The following is a 22,586-nucleotide window of genomic DNA, read 5'->3' on the forward strand; positions in this document are numbered from 1 at the left end:
ATCAGATTGATCGTAAATCGCTTTTAATCAGGACCATATCCATTCAACACACTTCCACCTACGTTGATTTTTCCACACTAACAAGCAGTCAACTTAACATAACAACAACACTTTCATCAGTATTAAGACATTTTTAGCTACCCGTATGGTATAGTTAAGCCTATCAGATACTTTAGAAAAGCAGCCTATACCTGTTATCAGGCTTACAACGGTGGGCTAAAAACGAAACAGCCCACGACTAATGCCGCGGGCTGTTCTTAATCCAGGCTATACCTATACCTTAGGCCAGCTTTTCGAAGATGCTCTTGAAGTTAGCGGCTTTGTCGATGTAGCTGTGCAGCTCGCTGATCGGCATGCGCACCTGCTCACGTGAGTCGCGGTCGCGCACGGTTACCGTGTTATCTTCCAATGTCTGGTGGTCCACCGCGATGCAGAACGGTGTACCGATCAAGTCCTGACGGGTATAGCGTTTGCCGATGGAGTCACGCTCTTCGTAAATCGTGTTGAAATCGTAGCGCAGCGCGTTGAAAATCTCGGTTGCTTTCTCTGGCAGCCCGTCCTTCTTGGTAAGCGGCAGGATAGCGGCTTTCACCGGAGCCAGTGCCGGGTGAAGTTTCAGGAAGGTACGCGTTTTGGTCTGGTCGCCTTCGGTGATCTCCTCCTCGGTATAGGCGCTGCAGAGCGTCATCAGGAACAGGCGGTCCGCTCCAACGGATGTCTCCACCACGTAAGGAATATAGTTGCCGTACGGCTTGCCGTCTTCTTTCAGGTCGTTGTCGAAGTACTGCAGTTTCTTGCGGCTCAGCTCCTGGTGTTGTGTTAGGTCAAAGTCAGTGCGGGAGTGAATGCCTTCCACCTCTTTGAAGCCGAACGGGAATTTGAACTCGATGTCCACGGCGGCGTTTGCGTAATGGGCCAGCTTCTCGTGGTCGTGGTAACGCAGGCTCTCGGCAGGTATACCGATGGCTTCGTGCCACTTCTTGCGGTTCTCTTTCCAGGTGTTGTACCATTCCATCTCGGTGCCAGGGCGCACGAAGAATTGCATTTCCATCTGCTCAAACTCACGCATGCGGAAGATGAACTGACGCGCTACAATCTCATTTCGGAAGGCCTTCCCGATCTGCGCGATACCAAACGGCACTTTCATGCGGCCGGTCTTCTGCACATTCAGGAAGTTCACGAATATACCCTGGGCCGTTTCGGGGCGCAGGTAAATGGTGCTGGAGTCTTCGGCCACCGAACCCACCTGGGTGGAGAACATCAGGTTGAACTGACGCACTTCGGTCCAGTTGGTGGTGCCGGAAATCGGGCATTTGATGTTTTCACGAATGATCAACTCGCGTACCGCGTCCAGTTCCTCGGCTCCGAGCAAACGGCCCATCTCCACGAGTAGCTCGCTGGCTTTGTCGTAGTGGCCATCGGCCTCGTACTGGGCGGCCTTCTCTTCGATCAGTACGTCGGCACGGTAGCGCTTCTTCGAGTCCTTGTTGTCGATCATCGGGTCGTTGAAGCTGTCGATGTGACCGGAGGCTTTCCAGGTGAGCGGGTGCATGAAAATGGAGGCGTCTATACCTACCACGTTCTGGTGCAGCTGCGTCATGGACTTCCACCACAGGTTCTTGAGGTTGTTCTTGAGCTCTACGCCCATCTGGCCGTAGTCGTACACGGCTTGCAGGCCATCATAGATCTCGCTCGACGGGAACACGAAGCCGTACTCCTTTGCGTGCGAGATAATGTCTTTTAACTGTGCGTTTTCTACAGGGGTTTTCTCTTGTGTCGCCATGCTGCAAAGATAGAAGATTAAGGTGTGATTATGCCAAACGCTCATTATAGATTTTCGGGTAGGGCCGCCATTCCATATTTTAATTTTCCCTTATTGGCTTGTATAATCAAAGGTATAGCAGCTATAATCTCTCGGCTGTTAACAATTTCTTAACATTGGCGGCACTACCTCTCGCCTATTATGTGATAACTTGCGTCGTTTTTTAAATCTCACCCAATTTTTAATGATGGCCAAGACTAAGAAAGCCAAAAAACTCGGAGTTAGTGCTCAACCTCACAAGTTCACCAAGAGGTTTGGTCTGCTGGACGTAGTTGTACAGAAGGAAAAGAAGTTCCTTTACTTTATTGCATTCTCCCTGATCATGGCGGGTGTTGTCTATCCATATCCTTCCATCGCCATGTGGGTGGGTTTCGCTTTTGCGGGCTACTCGGCCATTGCAAACGACAGTATCCAGACCATCGGTACGTTTATCGGCTCCAACGAGGACAAGAAATGGTATTGGCAGTGGCTCTTTATGGGCCTTATTTTTGTGGCAACGGTTACCTACAGCTGGGTGGCATTCGACGGTGACGTGTCTTATGAGCGTCTGGCCACGCCTGGTCTGGAGGTGGCACCGACCAGTTTTGTATACCTGCAGCTGGCCTCCCCTATTATTCTGCTGCTGCTGACAAGGTTCCGTATTCCGGTTTCCACCACATTCATGCTGCTTAGTGTGTTTTCGGCTACGTCTGGCACCATCGTCAGCATGCTCAGCAAAAGCGTATCGGGCTACTTCCTGGCTTTCATATCTGCCTTCCTCATTTACATCACCCTTTCCAAGGTGATCAAGCGCTTTATCAAAGGTGAGGCACATGCGTTCTGGGTTTGGGCTCAGTGGATCATCAGTGGTTTCCTATGGTATACCTGGTTGGCGCAGGACCTGGCCAATATCGCCGTATACCTGCCGCGTCAGTTGAACGTGTACGAATTCCTGGTATTTACCCTGTTTATTTTCCTGGGCCTGGGCTTTTTGTTCTTCAAAAAAGGAGACAGGATACAGAACGTTATCAACGAGAAGTCGGACGTACGCGATGTGCGCAGCGCCACCATCATCGACCTGGTGTACTCCCTTATACTTTACTATTTCAAAGAGGTGAACAACGTGCCGATGAGCACGACCTGGGTGTTTGTAGGCTTGCTCGCCGGTCGTGAGCTGGGTATGCGCCTGCGTGCCCATGACAGCCCGGACAAGTTTGCCAAAACCTTTAAACTAATTGGCAAAGACGTTCTTTCCGTTACCATCGGTTTGATCATCTCCCTGATTCTGGCCATCGCCATTAACCCGGTTATGCAGGAAGAGCTCAAGGGCTTCTTCTTCGAATAAGGGAAGGTTCATACTTTGTGCATCCTGAGATCAGGATAAAACAAAAAGCACCGGGAACAGGTAAGTTTCCGGTGCTTTTTGTTTTTAGATATTTCCCATATCTTGAACCAATCTGAAGTATAAGTTGCTTGAATACTTCAGCCCTTTATTTTTTTATTATCCCACCTACTCCTGCAGCCCGATTTGCCAGTGTAATAAGCTGCAAAAGCACCTGAATTTGCTTCAGGAAAAATATAATACTCCCTGTTTAGTAAACATGAAAACTCGCCTTACTATGTCTTTTACCGTTAATGGGCCCAGGTTTCTGAAAAAGCTCTCCCTGTTCTTTATACTGGCTCTTTTCACACTGGCTTGCAAAGACGATCAGGAGGATGTGCCCAAGGAATGCAGATTAACCAGCTTCGTACTGAAAAGAGCTAGAACTACGGCGCCCCTTATCAGTACGGAAGACAGGTGGAGGCTGGAGTATGATAAGGCAGGTCGTGTTATAAAAGGCTATCTTGATTTTCACCCCTACCCGGGAAAGGACATCTTCAAAGACAGCCTTGTTTATGAAGGTGTTTCTAAACTGCCATCCAAAATTTATGAGATTCGGAAATTTGGCCATGAATTCGTAAACACCAGGATTTGGGATTATAGGTATAACAGCAATAACCAGTTATATGAATTACGACTCTACCTGCCACGCGGTGGAGCACTTGTAGACTTTTATATTTACAAGTACTTCTATAATAGTTCACAGCTTCTTTCTAAGGTAGAAAAATGGGATGCTTATGATCATGTGCTGTTAGAGGAAAGTACCTATACCTTGGACGCAAACCACAATATCGTCCGGATCATGACCGAGTATTATGTTTACGATTCCGGAAGCAAAAAGCGTCTTTCCACCGCCACCAGCTCTTTTGGTGATTATGATAACATGAAAAATCCCTACTATGGCCTGCTCCTTCCGGATTTTGTGAATGCAGGCTTAGATCCTGTTACCAATTATAACCTGGCCTTTTCTCCAGCTAACTACAGAAAGTATGAATACCTGCTGGAATTTGCAGACGGGTCGCCTTCTGGTTATTCATCTTCTCAATATTCGTTGCTGTACAATGAAAACGGCTATCCTTATGCCACTACTTCGAGCCAGATATTGCAAAGCCCGGATGTTTTTGAGTATGCATGTGGACCAGGCTTGTAGAAGAAACTTTATCCTGGTTTTTTAGCCAAAACAAAAGCCCCGGTAACTATGTAGTTACCGGGGCTTTCTCTTTTTATTTATGACGTTTTCTTATTTCTCTGGCCAAACAACCTCCAGATTGTCGTTGATGAACACGCCGAAGTTCACGGCAATCAGCTGGTCCTCGTCGAAATACAGGTCGATCATCTCTTTCTCATAAGAAATGCGCGTCTCACCTGTTTCCATTTCCTCTTCTTCCAGATCCTCATACCCGTGGTCAGCAAACAGCCTTTTCAGCTGTTCCTGGCTCATCTCGAAAATGCGTTCTTCCCACAGCTTCACCTCGCGGTTGGCCGTTTCGATGCAGCTGAGTTTGTAATCATCTTCCTTGTCGAAGTACAGCGAGTAGCCCTCTTCCCAATAGTTCCAGGCCTGATGCTCAAACTCATCCTCTTCGTCGGACTCTTCTATCTCTTCAGGTTCGCCCAATAGCGCTTCTACTTCTTCCATTGTAAGGCCAAACTTGATCTTACCAAGCCCTTTGCCTAACCTGATTTCTTTGTTAACCATGTTGCTCTCTAATTTTATCTTGTATGCAAAGATATGTGATTTACTAATTTCGGAATTAAAAGGTTAAATGATTTCATCTCCTTCAATTTTTTTACGCCTCGTATGTCGCCCTGAAGTCTGCCATCAGCTTTTTATACGCTTCATTTTCTTTGGCCTCATCCCACTTGGCCTTGAAAATACGAGCCGATTCAGCTTTTACAGGGTCTGGGTCAAGCGGCAATTGGTCTCTCCCGTGTGCTCCGCTCTGCCCTTTCTTATCATCCGGAACGGGTCCTTTATACTTTTGGCCCGTGCGGTGGTTGGCGTAGCGGCGCGAGCGGGTGTAGCCCATCTGCAAAAACTTACGGGCCATATCGGCGCCCACAAAGTCGTTCTGACGGAGGTAATCCAGGAACAGGCCGTAGATATACTCCGAAGACTCCCGTGCCACCTCGGGCGTCTTAAAGCGCCAGTGCGGTAATATTTCCGACTTATAGGGCTCTACCAGCAAAACGCCCTGTTCTCCTTTTCCTATACGGTATAGCTCCGGATTTTTCCTGAAGTCCGTTTTTTTGAAATCCAGTTCGTACTTAAAAGCCTTCGATCTCTCTTGGTTCATTGGTATAGCCCGTTGTTTTGAACTGATTGTCCTGGTATAGGTTCGGGTGCTGCTCCGGGTATATGATGATAAAGCTATTGTCTTTGTAGTTGCGTGAAAGTACGCGGGGCACATTATCGAGTACGCCGTTGTAAGACACCGTGCCTTTGCGCGCCGAAATCACAACCACCATATCGTCTTTGCCTATACCTGTCTGGTTGCTCTCAAACTCGGGCATGGACGGCCTTGGCACATAAGTAGCGTCTATGGCCGGCTTGCTGCTCTTCACCGTTAACTTGAGATTGTTTATGGTTCTGTGACCTGCCATAAACACGACCTTGGCCCCCAGCTGTGTTGCCAGTATGCTCACAGATCGCATCCAGCGCAAAAAGCCCCGCTCCAGTTCGGCGTATGCCGGCACGATCACCACCAATCGACTGGTGGTATTCAGCGGCTGCATGATCTTGCAAACCAGTATCATCTGCTCGGTGTTTTCCAACAGGTTGTCGAGCACCGTCCCGAAGATGCGGTCGCGGGTCGTGATCTTTGCATTCCAGCCCAGCACCACCTCCGTAATCATCAACTCTTTCATAGCACGGAGTATGCCGCTGGCTATGTTGATGTCGATCTTGGCAACCAGCTGCACATCATTGTCCGTAGCCGATGCGTAGGTGATGGCTTCCTGCAGCATCTTGTTCTTTTTGAAAATCTCTTCCTCGGCTTGCTCATTGTCCAGCACGACGGCCAGCGGGTAGATGGGCTCCTGATAATCCGGGTTGCGCAACATCACAGCCAGGTCGATCAGGTTTTCGATATTTTTCGGATTGGCAATTGGTACTAGGATGCGGTCTGGTTTTTCGCTTAGGTCCGGCTTGCGTCGGCTCTCGATGATGGCCTGTTTTTTTGCCACCTTCTCTGTCACAAAAGAGCTGACCAGGCAGCTAACCAGTATCAGTACGATGGTTCCATTCAGGGCTTCTTCGTTTATGATGCCGAGGTTGAAACCCACCAATATTACGGCCAGTGTCGCGGCTGCGTGCGCGCTGCTCAAACCAAATATTAGGTTGCGTTGCGTGGCGCTGTAGCCGTATACCTTCTGCGTGGCCCAAGCCGCCAGGTACTTTGTACTGAGTGCTACAACCACAATGATGCCTGCGATGATCAGGGCCTCTGGTCCGCGGAAAAGAACGCTCAGATCCACAATCATGCCCACGTTAATCAGGAAGAATGGGATGAAGATGTTGTTGCCCACAAACTCGATGCGGTTCATCAACGCTGAGCTATGCGGTATCAGGGTATTAAGCGCCAGACCTGCCAGGAAGGCTCCGATAATGGCTTCAACTCCGGCCAACTCTGCCAGGAAGGCTGCCGCAAACACCATGGTGAGCACGAAAATGTACTGTGCCCCTTTTTCGCTCTCTATCTGCTTGAAAAACCAGCTGGCGATGCGTGGGAACACAAACAAAACGATGCCCCCGAATATAGTCAGCGATATGGCCAGTTTTATCCAGTACCAGGCATCCAGGTTTCCTGCTGCCCCTCCCGCTACTACTGCCAGTACAAGGAGTACAGCTGTATCGGTCACAATTGTCCCGCCGATGGTCACGGTCACTGCTTCGTTTTTAGTTAAACCTAATCGACTGACAATGGGGTAGGAAATCAGGGTATGCGAGGAAAACATACTGGAGAGAAGTATGGCAGAGATCAGCTCATACTCCATGACGTAATAGAAGATGATTGTACCGACCGTGATCGGTATCAGGAAAGTGAATGCTCCAAAGACCAGACTTTTGTTTCGGTTCTTTTTGAAATCTATCATGTCGATTTCCAGTCCGGCCAGGAACATGATATAAAGCAAGCCAACCGTACCAAACAAGATGATACTGGAGTCGCGCAGCAACAGGTTAAACCCGTTTGGCCCTACTATTACGCCCGCCAGTATTAGACCCACTATACCCGGTATTTTCAGCTTGTTGAGTATAATGGGGGCAATCAGGATAATCAGTAGCACCAGCGTGAAAATCAGCACTGGGTCTTCGAAGGGGGGTACTAGTTTTAATAGTAATGTCATAGTTTTATTTTAGCGTTCTCTTTTTCTCCGTATAAATATAGGGCTTTTATTTTTTTGCTTTTTTTTCGTGCTTCTTCTTCCCGTGCATTCCGGCCGCTCTTCTTTTCCCTTTTTGAGCCGACTTATCCAGCTTTCCACATCTTACCTGACCTTATTAATTTTAATTAGATAAATCTTTAAATAAATCTTCTTTCATTATTAAGGCTGTTCATAAGTTGACAAGTGTGGAACATCCTGACTTGTCCTCATTTTCATTTGCTATACCTTGTCTGTGCACCTGACTTCCCACACATTATCTTTTTGTTATTTTTTAGCTTTCAGTTACTTACCTCTCTTATCCACTTTTGCCCATTTTGTGTGCATTACTTTTTTCACATACCGGGGCTACCGTGGAAAAGCCTTTTCTGGGTATACCTTTGTCAACCGCTTTCCACTTTTTAGGTGTTCCACAGCCCTCTTGTCTTACCTGTGGAACATATGCGTGTTGAGTTATTAGATTTACTCCACACTTGTCCACAGATATACCCACCTTTTTTGTGGATTACTAACCACCTTTTTTGATTCCAGGAAATCGCTGGTTTTTCTTCTGATCCGATGTTTAGGTTTTACCTCTTACGGCATTCCGAAGACTTTATTTGCAAGCCGGGGTTGACTTTCCAATAATAGTTTTTCACGTATTGGTTGATTCGCTACCATGCACCGACCCGCATCCAACTGGTTGCTCTCGTGGTTTTGCTTCCCGTATTTTTATACTTTGAGTTAAGGGCTATCCCAACTTGTAATTTTCCGCCTTGTGAATTAAGTCCGTTTTAATTGCTCTTGTAGGGATGGTTGGCTAGGGATAGTATCAGTAAGGGCGAGTATGTATTAGAGTCAACTTCACTCTCTAATATGTTTGTTTGAGGCTCTTTCCTGGAAAGCTAATTTGTGAGTTTTTAATTGGAAGGGAAATTGATAGGTGTTCAATGAGTTTGCGTTGTGTCTACTTCAATGATCTGCATCTTATTTTATACGCCTGCAGGTTTTCCTACCTGAGGTATTTTAAGACTCCCCAATAGTGTTTGATCTTGTTGCACCTGATGTGGAGCCTATCCTTCTTCTATTGGATCAAAGATCCTTTACTACCTGTTCTTTGCGTTTGCGTGCTAACGATTGGAGATTTTGAGCGCTATTACTTCCTGTACTTCTGATGTGTGTCTAAGTCCATAATATATGTTCTTAGGTTACGTCCTACTGTTGACAATACAACATCTTTATACGCCATGTATTACTTGTAGCTCTTTTCTACAGCTTTTATCCACTTGAAGTTAATATCTACAATTTGACATAGAGATAAAAAAAGGAAGCTGTTGCAGCTTCCTTTTTCTTTTAAAATGATACATTCTCTTCCATGTCCCAGTTTGCCCTTATCTCTAATGGTTTGTCATGGAGGTATACCTGTTCCGGCTCTCTGACTAGTTCGGGGTCTCCTGCATCCCACTTGCCATTGTTATTGGCGTCCAGTATCACCCGGATAAAATAAGTGCCCGGCTCAATGTTCCTGAAGTTGTACGTTTTGGCATTACGCACCTGGTTCTTCACTCTGTACTGGTTGTCTACTAACTGCACAATGTAGTACTTCTGTTCTGTTTTCACAGCTCCCCTCAAACTACCGGCTCCGCGTGCTTCTGCTACCGTCACCTGTATAGCAGGCTTACTGAACTGTTCTCCTTGTACCGGCACAATACCTGCGCTGTCTAAAATGATTGTGGCCTCTCGTATTGTATTCTTCCATCGCGGCATTGTGAAACTAATCTCTGTTGCTGAGCGGTCTAATTTCACCTGATCCGGATATGTTAGCCTGGCCACTTCCGTGCTGTCAGCCAGCAGGCGAATGGGCTCTTTCGTTTTAATGCTTACCGGCGTTTCCAATTCAATCGTTACTAGCTGGCCCTCATTTATCGTGTTGCTATTGTCAGTACCATTGCCACTTGCTTTCAGCCTTGCTCCGCTTACGCGTTGTGCTCTCTTTCCTTCAAAAGCTATTTGAACCGTATCAACGGTGCGGTTCGCAGCGGAGTCCAGTGCGGTTAATATGGCCCTGCCCCCTGGGAAACGGTTGCTCCCAAATACATCCACGATCTTTCCATCTGTTGATATTTTATGAACCAGAGTATCCTTTGGCGAGTTGACGGGAGTTGCAATGAAGGCTTCCAACCCTTCATTGTAATTGGCTACAAAGCGATCGGTATACTTTTCACGTCGTTGCAGCAGGGGACGTTTGGTGTCAATTCTTACAGTTTGCAATACCACATCCTGCTCCTTGTTAGTTACGCTTATTGGTTCTGCCTTATAGGCTATCCACTCTTCTTCGTTATCATAGAGCGAGTTGTTGTTCTTATCCGTCAGCGCGTAAATCCTGTACTCGCCATCCTTTATGTTTTCAAATGCAAATTCCCCGTTCGCATCTGTCTGCGTCTGGTAGTAAGGCCTGCTTTTCCGAATGCTGAGGGTATCGTTCGTGGGGTATAAGGCAACCACGGCTTCTTTCTCCGGTTCTTGTGTCAGCAGTTTGATCACCTGCCCACTTACCCTACTTGAGTCAATGAAGTTGCCTGTACTGAACGTGAGCCCTAATCCTTCCGCTGTATTCTTCTCTGTGATATCCTGTATACCTTTTCTGAAATTGAAGGTGTAGGTGGTGTTCTCCTCAAACGGCTCTTCAAAAACCAGTTCTAATCTGGTCTTGTTTAACCTCACCTGGTACTTGTTTTCAGTAAAAGGCGTGATGAGCAATTCCTTCTGTAAATTGTTTGGCTGCACCTCTTCACTGAAGTCCAAAGTGATTGTGCGGGTGCTGACACTTAACTCCCGGGACTTCGGATTGCTGTTAAGCAATTCGGGTGCGTCTTCGTCTTTTGGACCTCCTTCGGGGTTATTTATGCTTGCACAGGATGCCAGCGTTAACAGAGAAGCGGCGAGGAAAATACTGTTGACAAGTTTCATCTACTATTCGTTTAAATGAAAAACAGGCAAACTTTCGCTTGCCTTGTTCTTATTTATTAACAATCGTTTGTGGTGCCTATTTTCGTTTTGCTACAAAGATAAGGCTCGAATAATCATTGCCGTTTTTCTCCGCATAGCTGTTTGACTTGAACCCGTTCACCACACTGCTGATGACTTTTGTCTTCCCCTCTTTCTGTTTCTCGCTTAACATGCTCACGTAGTAGGCATCAAACTTCATCGGCAACACTTCCTCCAATTGCATCTTATGCTTTTTGAGCAGGCGCTTCATGGTAGGTTGCGTGAAGTGGTAGAGGTGCCGTGGCACATCGTAGGCTGCCCAGTCTGCTTTGTATTGCTGTGCGTCATGTGAATCTGCATTGGGAACTGCTATGATCAAGGTCCCGTCATCCTGTAGCAGGTTGATGAGCCCTGCCAATGTCTCATTTAGCAAGTGAATGTGCTCCAGTACGTGCCACATGGTAATGACCTCGAACTTTTCACCGGAGATCTCTTCGATTCCTTTCGCTATCATTTCCCCTGTCAGTGATGAGGCTTCATCGCGTGCCCGGGCATTTGGCTCTACTCCTCTTATACCCCAGCCGTCCTGTTTACAGGCATTCAGGAATACGCCTGTGCCGCAGCCATAGTCCAGAATGTTTCCTTTGGCCGGAGTGTGTCTGTTGATAAGCTCTACCTTTTGCTTTGTCGTAATGGAGCGCACCACATGATAGGCCCTGTTGATAATGCCCGTCTTTATGTTGCTGTGTGATATGTATTCTTCAGATTCGTAATACTTATCCATACTGCCAGCATTGGGTCGCGGGTTTGTAAACTTGAAGGTGCAGTTCTCACACTCCACAATTACAAAGCTCTCTTTAGAGACCGCATTGTCTGTCACTACCAGAAAGTTCTTAAAATCTTCTTTGCCACATATTGGGCATTGCTCCAGTCTTTCGTAGCTCATTTATTTTCCAAGGTATACCATTAGTACCGATATGTCAGCTGGTGACACGCCACTGATGCGCGATGCCTGTCCGATTGTTTCAGGCTGTACGCGCAGCAACTTTTCGCGTGCTTCTGCTGACAAGGCAGGTATGTTGCGGTAGTCTATTTTCTCTTTGATGTTATAATTCTCAAGCTCGCCCATCTTGGCGGCCATGGTATGCTCCTTTACAATGTAGCTCTCGTACTTCACCGCTATTTCAGCCTGCTCTACACTGTCAGCTTTAAACTTGCTCAGGTATTCAGCAACAGCTGGGACAGCTTCAGCGATATGCTTTATTTCAATGTTCGGCCGCTTGATCAGTTGTCCTGCTCGCTGCTTTTCAACTATCGGAGCCGATCCCAATTCCTCTAGTTTGCTGTTGATATCTCCGGGCTCAATCGGTTTGTTATTCAAGTAGGCGATGATATCAGCAGATTCAGTTATCTTCTTATCCACAGCTGCCATGCGGCTTTCATCTGCCAATCCCAGTTCGTAGCCGAGCTTTGTCAGGCGGATATCAGCGTTGTCCTGACGTAGCAGGATGCGGTGCTCTGCTCTGGAAGTAAACATGCGGTATGGTTCATCAGTCCCTTTGTTTACAAGGTCATCAATCAGCACACCGATGTAAGCTTCTGATCGCTTAAGTATAAACGGTGCTTTTTCGTTTATCTTGTTGTGTGCGTTTATACCTGCCATTAATCCCTGGCAAGCTGCTTCTTCATACCCTGTTGTTCCGTTTATCTGGCCGGCAAAGTAAAGGTTCTCCACCACCTTGGTCTCCAGTGTCAGGTTGAGCTGAGTCGGTGGGAAGAAATCATACTCGATGGCATAGCCTGGGCGGAACATCTTGGCGTTCTCAAAGCCTACGATCTTACGAAGTGCTTTCATCTGCACATCTTCCGGCAGAGAGCTCGAGAAACCATTCACGTATACCTCTACTGTATTCCATCCTTCCGGTTCCACAAAGATCTGATGACGGTCACGGTCAGCGAAGCGATTGATCTTGTCTTCGATGGATGGACAGTAGCGTGGCCCCAATCCCTGGATTCGACCCTGGAACATCGGTGACTTTTCGAAGCCTGTTTTCAGGATTTCGTGTACGTCAGAATTGGTATAGGTAATAAAACAACTGCGCTGCTTTGCCAATGGCGTTGTCTCCTTGTAAGAGAACTTCGAAGGATTCTCGTCACCGAACTGCTCTTCCATACGAGTATAGTCCAGTGAACGCCCATCCACTCTTGGAGGTGTGCCAGTCTTCATACGGCCTGCCTCAAAGCCAAGCTGAATTAGTTGTTCTGTTATGCCTTTTGCAGATTTCTCAGCTGAGCGTCCACCGCCCATTTGCTTCTCCCCGATGTGGATAATACCATTCAAAAAAGTGCCATTCGTTAATACAACGGCCTTTCCACGTATAGTTATCCCCAGGCTGGTGCGCACGCCAACGGCTCTTCCTTGCTCTACTTCTATACCTGTCACCATCTCCTGCCAGAAGTCCACGTTCTCGGTCTGCTCCAGTGTCAGACGCCAGGCTTCAGCAAATCGCATGCGGTCGCTCTGCGCTCGGGGACTCCACATGGCGGGGCCCTTCGATTTGTTAAGCATGCGAAACTGGATCATGGTCTCGTCGGTAATGATACCGCTCATACCACCCAGGGCGTCTACTTCGCGCACAATCTGCCCTTTTGCCACGCCGCCCATAGCCGGGTTGCAAGACATCTGTGCAATGGTGTTCATGTTCATGGTTGCCAATAGAACTTTTGAGCCCATTTTGGCGGCAGCGGCAGCGGCTTCACAGCCCGCATGGCCTGCACCTACAACTATGATATCGTATTCTGGAAACATGTATTCTGGATTTAGAGATGTTTCACGTGAAACATCTAAAAAGGGCCGGTAATTCCCTTTTTTGCGATTAAAATTTCCGCAAAGATAAGGAAGAATCTTCGAGTTTGCGCATAGCTGCTTCCTGCTCAGGGGTTTTATCTTTAAAACCTAGCAAGTGAAGGACACCATGGATGAGGACGCGGTGAAGTTCGTCCTGGAAAGAAGTACCATGCGTAGCGGCATTATCGCGCACCCGGTCTACGCTTATAAAAATATCACCTTCGATAGTGCCCTCTGTGTCGGCATTGTCGAAGGTGATGATGTCTGTGAGCGTATCGTGATCGAGATACTCAACGTTGATCTGGTGCAGGTAGTCGTCAGAGCAGAAAATGTAAGTCAGACCTACCAGTTCATGCCCGTGCTGCTCTATAATGTCTGCGATCCAGTCGGAAATCTTTTCTGGGTTATCCAGCGAGAATTCGATGTCCTCGCTGAAGAACTCAATTAGATGATCCATTCTGTAAGGAAGTGATGTTAAATATGAGTTGTACCTTTTTGCCGTTGTCGAGGAAGTTTACCTCGTCACACAAATTGCGCATCAGGAAAATGCCGCGGCCTCCCGGGTTTTCCAGGTTTTCAGGAGCGGTAGGATCCGGAAGGGTATCATAATCAAAGCCGGGGCCTTCATCTTCAATCTCAAAAAGAAGCTGATTGTTCTCTACCTGAAGTGTAAGGTATACTAGTTTTTCCTTATCGAATTTATTGCCATGGCGGATGGCATTGTTCACAGACTCTGTAACGGCTACCATGATGTTGCCATACACGTCGTCTTCAAACTCGAATTCTTCCTTTGAATTGTCTATGAAGCTCTCTATAACCCGGATGTTCTCGATTAAGGAAGGAATCTGAATTTTAACCTGATTCATATAACTTGTTAGTGATGCTATAAGGTGCGTATTAGTTACTCATATGCTGGAAATACTCGCTTACCTTCTGCTTATAGTAGGGCGTTAAGGCCGGTGGTACAGTCTGCAGTAATTCCGTTTGTTTTTCTTTCGTTCTTAAATACTTTTCAAATGACGGTGGAACTCGTCTGGCAACATCCTGAGCGCTCTTGGCTTCTCGTTTGTTATCCAGCTCCCGCTCCTTCATAGACTTCTCTGCTTCCAGCAAACGAGTAAGGATTTCGCGCTGCCGCAAGATGGTCTGGTCAGTCAAACGTTTATTAACGAGATCAGTCTCGCTTTGTTCCATCATCTTGGTGATATTTCCTAACTCACCATTGCCGCCCTTTTCGCCGGGTTTCTGCCCCTGCTTTTCCATTTCCTTCAGGGCGTTTCGCAGAGCCTCTTGCTCCGCAGCTAATTTAGCTAATTCTTCAGACAGTGCCTTACCTGACTTGCCACCTTTTTTCAATTCGTCGATTTTTTTGTTCAAAGCATCCTGCATCTGTCCAAAATCACCTGGCTGTGGCTTACTTCCCTTCTGTTTGCTGGCCATACTGCCCTGCATTTGCTGCATGGCCTGCTGCATCTGCTTCAGCGCATCGTTCAGCATCAGCGCCAGGTTGTTCATGGAAGTCATGGCTAGTTGCTGCTGTGCGGTGGCCCGGCCAACATTGCGGTCGCGCAGTTCCTTCATGCTGTTGTCCATGCTCTGGTTCATCTGGGCCACCTCGCGGGTCACGAACGATTCCAGCTGAAACACCTTCTTGGCTAGTGCAAAAAGACCGTCCTCAATTACTTTGGCATTATCGCGGAGGGAGAGCTGTTGCTGCGAAAGGGAAATAAAGCGCGGATCGGTCTGGTTCACGCCACGGAAGGCTTTCATTAGGCCTTCCTGGTCAAAGGAAAGCTTGATTAGGTTCTCCAGAATGTCGCGGAGGTTGTCCAGGTTCTGCTCCATGCCCTCCATGCTCATGCTGTTCTGCATCTGTTCCATTTGCTGGGCCATCTGCTTCATCTTCTCCCCTGCCTTCTGCTGCGACTCGCTGGCTTTCTTATTCTGGTTCTTTTCGAGCTGCTGCTGTCCTTGCTCCATGTCCTGCTCTATCTGCTGCTGTTCCTGCTGCATTTGCTGCTCGTCCATCTGGTTCGGGTTCTGAAGCTTGTCGTTGAGCTCCTTCAAATCCTTCATGTCCTGCTTCAGCTGCTCAAACTCCTCTTTTAGGCTTTCCTGCTCCTGCTGTAGTTGTTTGTTTTCTTCTTGCTTCTGTGCGGTTTTGTCGGCCAACTCTTCCTGCTCTTTTGCCATCTCCTCCAGCTTGTTGGTGATATTGTCGAGTTTTTGCTCAAACTGAAGCTGTTTAAATAACTCCAGCGCCCTTTCGAGTTCACGCTCCATGTTGCGCTCGCGGTTATCGAGTTTGCTCAGCAATTTCTGTAGTTCGGAGTCTTTCGGACTTTGCTCCTGCAATAGCTTTTCAAGCTCCTCGTATAGTTTTTTAGTTTCTTCGTCGAGCAGGCTGTCCATCAGTTTCTTCAGCTCCTGCGCTTTTTCGGCCAGTTGCTTATCCTGTTCCGAGAACATATTCTGTTTTTTATTGAGCTCATCAAATAGCTCTTTCATGGAGGAAATGTCCTGCTCCAGTTGTTTGCGCTTCTCGGCCAGGTCCTCCAGCTGCTTTTTGTCCTGCCAGTTCAATTCGCGCTTGGTCTTCATCTTCTCCTCGGACTGGGCGAGCTCCTCCTTTAGCTTGGTACTTCTCTCCAGGGACTTGCTGAGCTGACTCTCCACCGACTGCGCATTGCTGATTAGTTCCTGTTCCAGGTCTTTTTTACTTGGTACACGCAGTTCGAAGGAACGCGTCCGTGCGCTCTTAGGCCCTTTCAATCCGTCGTTGTCCCATACCTGCACAAAGTACTCCAGCTTGTCGCCCGGGTTGAGTTGCAAACCGGCTGTGTTCCACTGGTGGTAATAAGTTTGGTTGAGTTGCTGTCGGTTCAGTCCGATCGGCACGCTCTTATACCTGGCCTGCGGGTTCTTATCGTTGGTCACTTTATAGTGCAGCACCAGTTGGGTCAGACCATAGTCGTCTCCTATCTCACCGGCAAGCACCACAAAGCGGTAGAGCGCCGAGTCGTGGTACTGCTCCAACGTGATCTGCGGGTGGCGGTCAGGTATAGTGGTAATCTGGTAATTGATCTCTTCTTTGTTGCTGCTATGCGCATTTCGCAGGTCGACGCCATAGTTCTGGCTTTCGGTAAACTGTTTGCTGGCTGTGAATAAGTTTGCCTTAGGTTGGGCTACAAGCGTTTCAGAGGGGTTTTCTAAATTGATTTCAACACGATCCGTTTCAGTGGCGTCAAAATTCCAGGTAATGGTGCTGCCTGCAGGTACAGTGGCATTCCCCGAGTTATGGATCAGCTCAGGCTTGCGCTTCAGGTAAGCGGGGTAGGTCACTTCCATGTGGAAATTCTTCAGGCTGGGGCGGGAAAGCAGTTGCAGGTTGTAGTCATCAGACATGAAGCCGGACCCTTCCAGTTGGAACTCGACCGGGCGTTGCAGCTGCTTAAAGGTATAGGTATAGCCACTGCCGCTCTTCTGCAGCCGCTGACGTCTGCCGTTGTAGTGAATGTATACCTCGTTCGGTATGGTTTTGCCTTCCAGCTGCACTTTCAGTTCGAAGTCCTCTCCTCTAAAGGTCTGGAGCGATTCGTTCTCCACCACAAACTGGAAAGGTGCCAGCGGGGTATAGTGTTTCTTGTAGTTAAGGATGCGCTCCGTGCCCTGCACAAAAATGGTAGGGTATAGCAAGGCAATCAAGAGCATAATAACGGCTGGAAGCGCTATGTATTTGAGAAGCGGTTTGTTCTCGCGATAGGTGACGGCCTCCTCAAAAGGATAATTGACAAGCTGGGAAGAGCGCTGGGCTATACTTGCGGCAATGAGCTCGTTGGTCCGGTCGAGGTCCTTTAGCTGAATGGCATTCAGAAGCTTGTCTTTTATTTCGGGATAGTGGTCCCCCACCCTGGCAGCTGCCTGCTCGTCTGAAAGTAACTTTCGGAGGTTGGTTAAGGCTGAGAGCGGCAGAATGATCCAGCGAACAAGGGCGTAAACAGTAAGGGCGACAAAAGAGAACAGCAAAAAGGCCCGTACAAACACCGGGAAATAAAAAATGTACTCCAGCAGACTGTACACAATGTAGATGGACATCGGCAAGCCGATGGCGAAAATGCTCCCCCGCAACAACAGGTTGAGGTAGAACTTTTTCTTAAAGGCCTGCAGCTGGTGTAACAGCCTGTCCATCGCATCGTGCTGATTCATCTGCCTGATTCTTTAATTATTGCAAACTCATGCTTACAGCTAATGATTAACCTGAGAGGTATAAGTTGTTAAACTATAGAAATTTAAGAGAATCTCCTAAAGCCTCTATTATTAAACTGACGACGAGGTCAATTTAGTATACGTACAGCGCGTTGTACTATATAATATCCAATAACACGGGGCAGTGATCAGAATGTTTGGCCTCTGGCAGAATGGCGGCCCGCTGCATACGATCCTGCAAATTGCCTGTCACCATGTTGTAATCGATACGCCAGCCCAGGTTCTTGGAGCGGGCTCCAGCCCTGTAGCTCCACCAGCTGTAGTTGTGCGGCTCCTTGTTGAAATGGCGGAAACTGTCGACAAAACCACTCTCGATAAAAGAGGTCATCCAATTACGCTCTTCAGGTAAAAAGCCCGAACTTTTGGCATTCGATTTTGGATTGTGAATATCGATCGCCTGGTGACAGATATTGTAATCGCCGCTGATCACCATACCTGGCAAGGTCTGCTTCAGGTCACCGATATACCCATTGAAATCGTCGAGCCACTGCATCTTAAAGCTCTGCCGCTCATCGCCACTGGAGCCGGAAGGCATGTATACGCTCATCACTGAGAAATCGTCGTAGTCTGCGCGGATCACACGGCCTTCGTTGTCGTAGCATGCTATGCCACAACCTATCTCTACATGCTTTGGCTTCTCTTTGCTGAGGATGGCCACCCCGCTATACCCCTTCTTGACAGCAGGGTGCAGGTATACGTTATAGCCCAGGTCTTCGAAAATGGCCCGGTCAAACTTCACTTCGCAGGCCTTGATTTCCTGCAGGCAAAGCACATCCGGGTTAGCAGCTTTCACCCAATCCTGAAATCCTTTAGAAATAGCGGCACGGATGCCGTTTACGTTATAGGTAATAATTTTCATACTTACAGTTTCGCGTCCATGCACAGGCAGCATGGCTACCCTTCAACTTTTGGGAGAGGAGACATGCTGCCAGCACAGGTTAAATAATTTGCTTGAGAAGTTAAATATCGTCGGCTCTATCAAAGTACTCCAGGATGTGCCACTTCAGCATTCGCTCCTGGTCTTTCAGGTTGGTGAAAGGAATAGGCTTGACAGAGCGATAATGCGGCCACCCTTCTTCGTCAACCTGCTCTAATTCGTAGAAACCCGACAGGCTAAATACCTTGCAGGTGGCGATGTGCATCAGGTCCTGCTTTTCTTCTTTTGTAAAATTCGAGATACCCCTGCCCAGTTCCTGTATACCTATCAAAAAGAGGATCGCATTCAGGTCAGGCTTCTTCCCGAAAGTCTTCATCATAGAAGCCCGCAGATTGGTCCATCTGTGCTCCAGGTTAGATGATTCGTCGGTCATATAAGTTAATTGTTAAATGGCTAAATTGTTAAATCGTTGACCTCATATCGTAAAGAGCAACAGGTGAACAACCCAGCATTTGAGACATTTTAAGAAGCGCTTTGCTGGGCTTTAAGTTCCTCCCAATACTCGACGGCACGGCGGAAATGCGGGATCACAATAGAACCTCCCACCAGGTTGGCAATGGAGAACACCTCAAACACCTGCTCGTCCGAAACGCCCTCATCAAAGCATTTGCCCAGGTGATACTTGATGCAATCATCGCAGCGGAGCACCATGGAGGCCACTAAGCCAAGCATCTCCTTGGTTTTTACATCAAGGGCGCCCTCCGCGTAGGTATTGGTGTCGAGGTTAAAAAAGCGTTTGATTACTTTGTTGTCGTACGACATGATACGTTCGTTCATGCGCGTACGATATTCGTTGAATTCTTCTATCTGACTCATTGTTGTGTGTGCTATGACTGTTTTATGCTATTAAAAGTATAAGAGATAAAGTTAATCGAAATTATCAAGAATACCTTAACCACATCAGCCCCGCTATGTTACAGGATTTCCTGTCCCTGCTTTTTCCTGAAATATGCCACGCATGCGACCAACCACTGGCCCGGGGCGAGCACTATATCTGTACCGAGTGCAATGTGAAGCTCCCTTACACCGACCTGCATGTGCACGGCGCAACTGAGCTGAATTACCTGCAGCAGCGGTTCTGGGGAAAGGTACCTGTTAGGTTTGCGTTTTCTTACCTGCATTTCAGATCCAAAGGGCGTGTGCAGCGTGTGCTCCATAAACTCAAATACAAAGGCGCGCAGGAACTTGGTGAGCATCTGGGCAAGCGGTATGGGGCCTTACTCTACGACCATGGCTATGCCGCGCACTTCGATCTGATTGTGCCTGTGCCGCTCCACCGCCTGAAACTGCGCCGCCGTGGGTATAACCAGTCTGAGGGCTTTGCCAAAGGGCTGGCAGAGGCTTTGCAGGTTCCGTGGAGCAGTAAAGTGCTGGAGCGCGCAGTGGACACCGACTCGCAGACAAAGAAGAGCCGCTTAGACCGCTGGCAGAATGTGGAACAGGTATTCCTGGTGAAGCAGGCAGAGGAGGTAAAGGGAAAACGCATCCTGCTAGTGGACGATGTGCTGACCACCGGTGCGACACTGGAAGCCTGCGCCCACGCACTGTTGCAGCATGGATGCAGCGAAGTCAGCGTGACTACTATTGCCGCAGCCTAGGTATAAATGCAAAAAGCCCGGGTAAACCCCGGGCTCTTTAAAATATAGTATTAACTGTTAGTCTTATCTGTTAGACCCGGCGTTGATCATCGCGCAACGGAAACCGATTGTCGCTGTAGATGAGTCCTGTGCCATAAATCTTCTGGTACCTGGAGACAGCCAGTAGGCTACGTCTTTCCATGAACCTCCTTTGAAAACGCGTACTTCGTTGCTGATCAGCGAGTGGAAACCTTCTGCCGTGTCGTAGTTTTCAGCTTCGTCCTGATAACCGTCTCTGCGGAAAGGGTTCAGGTCTTCTACGTCCTGGAAAGAAAGTGGGCGGTAAACGTCCTGCACCCACTCGTTTACGTTACCAGCCATGTTGTAGAGACCGAAGTCGTTTGGCGGATAGGCGTAGATGTAATCCGTGATCATGGCGCCGTCGTTCAGCGAACCGGCTACACCGGCGTAGTCACCACGGCCACGCTTGAAGTTAGCCAGGAACTGGCCCATTTTCTTGCCGTGTGGGTTACGCAGCTGATGGCCATCCCAAGGGTATAGTCTTCTGTTGTTCTGGTTTTCGTCCTCGTTGTACTGGGTACCGATCAAAGCCTGGGCAGCATACTCCCACTCAGCCTCTGTTGGGAGGCGGTAGTTTGGCAACACATAGCCAGACTCGATGGAAAGTGCTGTAGCCTCAGTTGCTTCCTCCGTACGGTTTCTACCGAAGAGGCCTTTTCTCTTCTTGCCGCCAGTTGTTGCTTCCTTGGCCAGGTTCTCGTTCACCTTAGCCGTACGCCAGGTGCAATAGTCGTTGGCCTGAAGCCAGCTAACACCTACCACCGGGAAGAAACGGAAACCAGGGTAGCGCAGGTAATACGTTACGTAAGGGTCGTTGAAGGAAAGCTGACGAGACCATACAGTTGTGTCCGGAAGAGCAGCTACGTATACCTCAGGTATAGAGTCACGCTTCAGGTAATGCAGGTACTCCAGCCAGTGGATGTTAGCCACCTCGGTTTCGTCCATGTAAAAAGAAGCTACCGTTACCGTGCGTTCGATATTGTCACGGGTCATGGCGATGTCCTCCTCCATAGAGCCCAGCGTGGTACGGCCACCTTCAATAAATACAAGACCCGGCGCCTGCGGGAAATCTTCGTAATCGTTTACCTGAAACGCCGTTTCGTCCTCGTTGTATTCTATACCCGTGGCCGAGCTATAATCGCCTGGGTCAGTGCTAGTTGGATAGCCGCCACCTTTGCCACATGATGCAAGGAGAGCCCCTCCTACTACAACGGCAGATACATACTTAATAAGCTTCATAGATTAGGACCTACTAATGATAAGGTTCTTTTAATGTAATTTAACGTGCAATTATAACTAAATTCAGAATGCCGGACAAACAATGTTATGGTTTATTTTGGACGATCGTCGGGCAGTGAACAAATTATTTAAGTTAAGTTGTTCAAAAACGAGCGAAATTTCATTCGCCCCTCCCGCCTGCCTGCCAAAACCCTTCACTCCCACGTCGTGGCTAAAGCCGATGCGAAGCCTGTTGAGGCTCACGCCTGCAATTATACCTAAGCTCTGGTCTTGGTCGGCGCCCGTTGCAGGTACTCCTTTATATATTACTCCTAACGCCAGAGGCGAATAAATAGTATACAAGGCTAAATCAATGCGACTAAAATTCTGCTGATGCGTGAAATTCAGTGCCGGGCTTACGCTAAACTCTGCATTGCCGCGCCTCAGGCCAGTGCTCAGATAAAACTTATACCCGGCATTTGCCACAAACCGCAGGGGCAGGCGCGTTGTCTCATCGAAGCCATAGTTTGGCTGGTTGAGGTGCGACACGTTGAGACCTGCCCAGAAATTGTTATTGTACAAGATGCTCCCTACGGCAAAGCTTACATAATTAGTCGGATCAAATTGATTGGCTTCGGCTGAAGTAAGGGCAGTTTGTCCGTAGTCGGAGAGCTGGTCGCCAAACACCAGGTTGTCGTAATTAACACGGAGCGAGGCAATCGTCGTCTGCAGGCCGGCAGCGAAAGCCAGGTTCTCGGTGAGGCGGGTGTGGTAGGCATAGGCCAGGGCGGCCTGCAGTTTTTGTAATCCGCCAATACCGGCGCGGTCTTGCTGCAGTACCATCCCAATTGCACTTTTGGTGCCATCAAAGCGATAGTCGGCCGAGACCTGGTTGGTGATAAAGGACCCATTAAGCGAAGGCCACTGGTTGCGGTGCGCAACGGCCACACTCCAGTCGCGCCCAAGCCCGCTGAAGGCAGGGTTCAGGTATAGCCGGTTGGCGTACTGTTGCGTAAAATGCGCATCTTGCCCTGTTGCCTGCAAGCCGCAAAGGCAAATCATCAGGCAAAAAAGTAATTTTGTGAGGCCTATGCGCATACTTTCAGTACTCCTGAACGGTTATTGCT

The 22,586-nt window shown here is 48.2% G+C and carries 18 protein-coding genes; 3 read left to right on the forward strand and 15 right to left on the reverse strand.

Annotated features, from left to right (window positions below):
• Positions 1–280 precede the first annotated feature (280 nt).
• Positions 281–1,783: a glycine--tRNA ligase gene (locus tag Q4E40_RS11435; RefSeq protein WP_303412270.1), complete on the reverse strand. Its 1,503-nt coding sequence runs from the start codon at positions 1,781–1,783 to the stop codon at positions 281–283.
• Between the two features lie 226 nt (positions 1,784–2,009).
• Between Q4E40_RS11435 and Q4E40_RS11440 the strand changes: the two genes are divergently transcribed.
• Together Q4E40_RS11440 and Q4E40_RS11445 are read left to right on the forward strand one after the other, a co-directional pair.
• A complete protein-coding gene (locus Q4E40_RS11440; protein WP_425475175.1) occupies positions 2,010–3,146 on the forward strand; it encodes a hypothetical protein in 1,137 nt (378 codons plus the stop codon).
• Between the two features lie 274 nt (positions 3,147–3,420).
• Positions 3,421–4,332 (forward strand): hypothetical protein, encoded by a 912-nt coding sequence (locus tag Q4E40_RS11445; RefSeq protein WP_303412273.1) that lies wholly within the window; start codon positions 3,421–3,423, stop codon positions 4,330–4,332.
• Positions 4,333–4,422: 90 nt separating this feature from the next.
• On the opposite strand, the gene Q4E40_RS11450 is transcribed toward Q4E40_RS11445, so the two are convergent.
• The 12 genes from Q4E40_RS11450 to Q4E40_RS11505 form a co-directional block, all read right to left on the reverse strand.
• On the reverse strand, positions 4,423–4,881 hold the full coding sequence (locus Q4E40_RS11450; protein WP_188500777.1) for a hypothetical protein: 459 nt from the start codon (positions 4,879–4,881) through the stop codon (positions 4,423–4,425).
• A 91-nt stretch (positions 4,882–4,972) separates the two neighbouring features.
• The gene (locus Q4E40_RS11455; RefSeq protein ID WP_303412277.1) at positions 4,973–5,479 is read right to left on the reverse strand and encodes a DUF4385 domain-containing protein; all 507 of its coding nucleotides are present in this window, start codon (positions 5,477–5,479) and stop codon (positions 4,973–4,975) included.
• Complete coding sequence (locus tag Q4E40_RS11460; protein ID WP_303412279.1) at positions 5,451–7,529, reverse strand: cation:proton antiporter; 2,079 nt, start codon at positions 7,527–7,529, stop codon at positions 5,451–5,453. The genes Q4E40_RS11455 and Q4E40_RS11460 overlap by 29 nt, the downstream gene beginning before the upstream one ends.
• A 1,368-nt stretch (positions 7,530–8,897) precedes the next feature.
• The gene (locus tag Q4E40_RS11465; protein ID WP_303412281.1) at positions 8,898–10,514 is read right to left on the reverse strand and encodes an Ig-like domain-containing protein; all 1,617 of its coding nucleotides are present in this window, start codon (positions 10,512–10,514) and stop codon (positions 8,898–8,900) included.
• A 76-nt stretch (positions 10,515–10,590) separates the two neighbouring features.
• A complete protein-coding gene (locus Q4E40_RS11470) occupies positions 10,591–11,478 on the reverse strand; it encodes a class I SAM-dependent methyltransferase (RefSeq protein WP_303412282.1) in 888 nt (295 codons plus the stop codon).
• Positions 11,479–13,341 (reverse strand): tRNA uridine-5-carboxymethylaminomethyl(34) synthesis enzyme MnmG, encoded by a 1,863-nt coding sequence (mnmG, locus tag Q4E40_RS11475; RefSeq protein ID WP_303412283.1) that lies wholly within the window; start codon positions 13,339–13,341, stop codon positions 11,479–11,481.
• 67 nt (positions 13,342–13,408) lie between these two features.
• Entirely contained in the window at positions 13,409–13,837 is a 429-nt protein-coding gene (ybeY, locus tag Q4E40_RS11480; RefSeq protein ID WP_303412284.1) for an rRNA maturation RNase YbeY, read from the reverse strand.
• Positions 13,821–14,246, reverse strand: a complete 426-nt coding sequence (locus tag Q4E40_RS11485; RefSeq protein ID WP_101444487.1) for an ATP-binding protein — start codon at positions 14,244–14,246, stop codon at positions 13,821–13,823. Before Q4E40_RS11485 ends, ybeY begins: the two co-directional genes overlap by 17 nt.
• A 31-nt stretch (positions 14,247–14,277) precedes the next feature.
• On the reverse strand, positions 14,278–17,586 hold the full coding sequence (locus tag Q4E40_RS11490; protein ID WP_303412287.1) for a DUF4175 family protein: 3,309 nt from the start codon (positions 17,584–17,586) through the stop codon (positions 14,278–14,280).
• 157 nt (positions 17,587–17,743) lie between these two features.
• Complete coding sequence (locus Q4E40_RS11495) at positions 17,744–18,505, reverse strand: exodeoxyribonuclease III (protein WP_303412288.1); 762 nt, start codon at positions 18,503–18,505, stop codon at positions 17,744–17,746.
• A 100-nt stretch (positions 18,506–18,605) separates the two neighbouring features.
• Positions 18,606–18,956: a hypothetical protein gene (locus tag Q4E40_RS11500; RefSeq protein WP_303412289.1), complete on the reverse strand. Its 351-nt coding sequence runs from the start codon at positions 18,954–18,956 to the stop codon at positions 18,606–18,608.
• 89 nt (positions 18,957–19,045) lie between these two features.
• Positions 19,046–19,399, reverse strand: a complete 354-nt coding sequence (locus tag Q4E40_RS11505; RefSeq protein WP_220626146.1) for a carboxymuconolactone decarboxylase family protein — start codon at positions 19,397–19,399, stop codon at positions 19,046–19,048.
• A gap of 95 nt (positions 19,400–19,494) precedes the next feature.
• On the opposite strand from Q4E40_RS11505, the gene Q4E40_RS11510 reads away from it, so the two are divergent.
• Positions 19,495–20,181: a ComF family protein gene (locus tag Q4E40_RS11510; protein ID WP_303412292.1), complete on the forward strand. Its 687-nt coding sequence runs from the start codon at positions 19,495–19,497 to the stop codon at positions 20,179–20,181.
• A 63-nt stretch (positions 20,182–20,244) separates the two neighbouring features.
• Here Q4E40_RS11510 and gldJ read toward each other — a convergent pair whose 3' ends face one another.
• Both gldJ and Q4E40_RS11520 read right to left on the reverse strand, forming a co-directional pair.
• The gene (gene gldJ / locus Q4E40_RS11515; protein ID WP_303412293.1) at positions 20,245–21,480 is read right to left on the reverse strand and encodes a gliding motility lipoprotein GldJ; all 1,236 of its coding nucleotides are present in this window, start codon (positions 21,478–21,480) and stop codon (positions 20,245–20,247) included.
• A 63-nt stretch (positions 21,481–21,543) separates the two neighbouring features.
• Positions 21,544–22,557 (reverse strand): PorP/SprF family type IX secretion system membrane protein, encoded by a 1,014-nt coding sequence (locus Q4E40_RS11520; RefSeq protein ID WP_303412295.1) that lies wholly within the window; start codon positions 22,555–22,557, stop codon positions 21,544–21,546.
• Positions 22,558–22,586 lie beyond the last annotated feature (29 nt).

This window comes from Pontibacter coccineus (assembly GCF_030546575.1).
Lineage (GTDB): Bacteria > Bacteroidota > Bacteroidia > Cytophagales > Hymenobacteraceae > Pontibacter > Pontibacter coccineus.

Excerpts from the sequence above, each read along its gene's own strand:
- Q4E40_RS11435 (WP_303412270.1), bottom strand. The coding sequence starts at position 1,783 with ATGGCGACACAAGAGAAAACCCCTGTAGAAAACGCACAGTTAAAAGAC.
- Q4E40_RS11440 (WP_425475175.1), top strand. The coding sequence starts at position 2,010 with ATGGCCAAGACTAAGAAAGCCAAAAAACTCGGAGTTAGTGCTCAACCT.
- Q4E40_RS11445 (WP_303412273.1), top strand. The coding sequence starts at position 3,421 with ATGTCTTTTACCGTTAATGGGCCCAGGTTTCTGAAAAAGCTCTCCCTG.
- Q4E40_RS11450 (WP_188500777.1), bottom strand. The coding sequence starts at position 4,881 with ATGGTTAACAAAGAAATCAGGTTAGGCAAAGGGCTTGGTAAGATCAAG.
- Q4E40_RS11455 (WP_303412277.1), bottom strand. The coding sequence starts at position 5,479 with ATGAACCAAGAGAGATCGAAGGCTTTTAAGTACGAACTGGATTTCAAA.
- Q4E40_RS11460 (WP_303412279.1), bottom strand. The coding sequence starts at position 7,529 with ATGACATTACTATTAAAACTAGTACCCCCCTTCGAAGACCCAGTGCTG.
- Q4E40_RS11465 (WP_303412281.1), bottom strand. The coding sequence starts at position 10,514 with ATGAAACTTGTCAACAGTATTTTCCTCGCCGCTTCTCTGTTAACGCTG.
- Q4E40_RS11470 (WP_303412282.1), bottom strand. The coding sequence starts at position 11,478 with ATGAGCTACGAAAGACTGGAGCAATGCCCAATATGTGGCAAAGAAGAT.
- mnmG (WP_303412283.1), bottom strand. The coding sequence starts at position 13,341 with ATGTTTCCAGAATACGATATCATAGTTGTAGGTGCAGGCCATGCGGGC.
- ybeY (WP_303412284.1), bottom strand. The coding sequence starts at position 13,837 with ATGGATCATCTAATTGAGTTCTTCAGCGAGGACATCGAATTCTCGCTG.
- Q4E40_RS11485 (WP_101444487.1), bottom strand. The coding sequence starts at position 14,246 with ATGAATCAGGTTAAAATTCAGATTCCTTCCTTAATCGAGAACATCCGG.
- Q4E40_RS11490 (WP_303412287.1), bottom strand. The coding sequence starts at position 17,586 with ATGAATCAGCACGATGCGATGGACAGGCTGTTACACCAGCTGCAGGCC.
- Q4E40_RS11495 (WP_303412288.1), bottom strand. The coding sequence starts at position 18,505 with ATGAAAATTATTACCTATAACGTAAACGGCATCCGTGCCGCTATTTCT.
- Q4E40_RS11500 (WP_303412289.1), bottom strand. The coding sequence starts at position 18,956 with ATGACCGACGAATCATCTAACCTGGAGCACAGATGGACCAATCTGCGG.
- Q4E40_RS11505 (WP_220626146.1), bottom strand. The coding sequence starts at position 19,399 with ATGAGTCAGATAGAAGAATTCAACGAATATCGTACGCGCATGAACGAA.
- Q4E40_RS11510 (WP_303412292.1), top strand. The coding sequence starts at position 19,495 with ATGTTACAGGATTTCCTGTCCCTGCTTTTTCCTGAAATATGCCACGCA.
- gldJ (WP_303412293.1), bottom strand. The coding sequence starts at position 21,480 with ATGAAGCTTATTAAGTATGTATCTGCCGTTGTAGTAGGAGGGGCTCTC.
- Q4E40_RS11520 (WP_303412295.1), bottom strand. The coding sequence starts at position 22,557 with ATGCGCATAGGCCTCACAAAATTACTTTTTTGCCTGATGATTTGCCTT.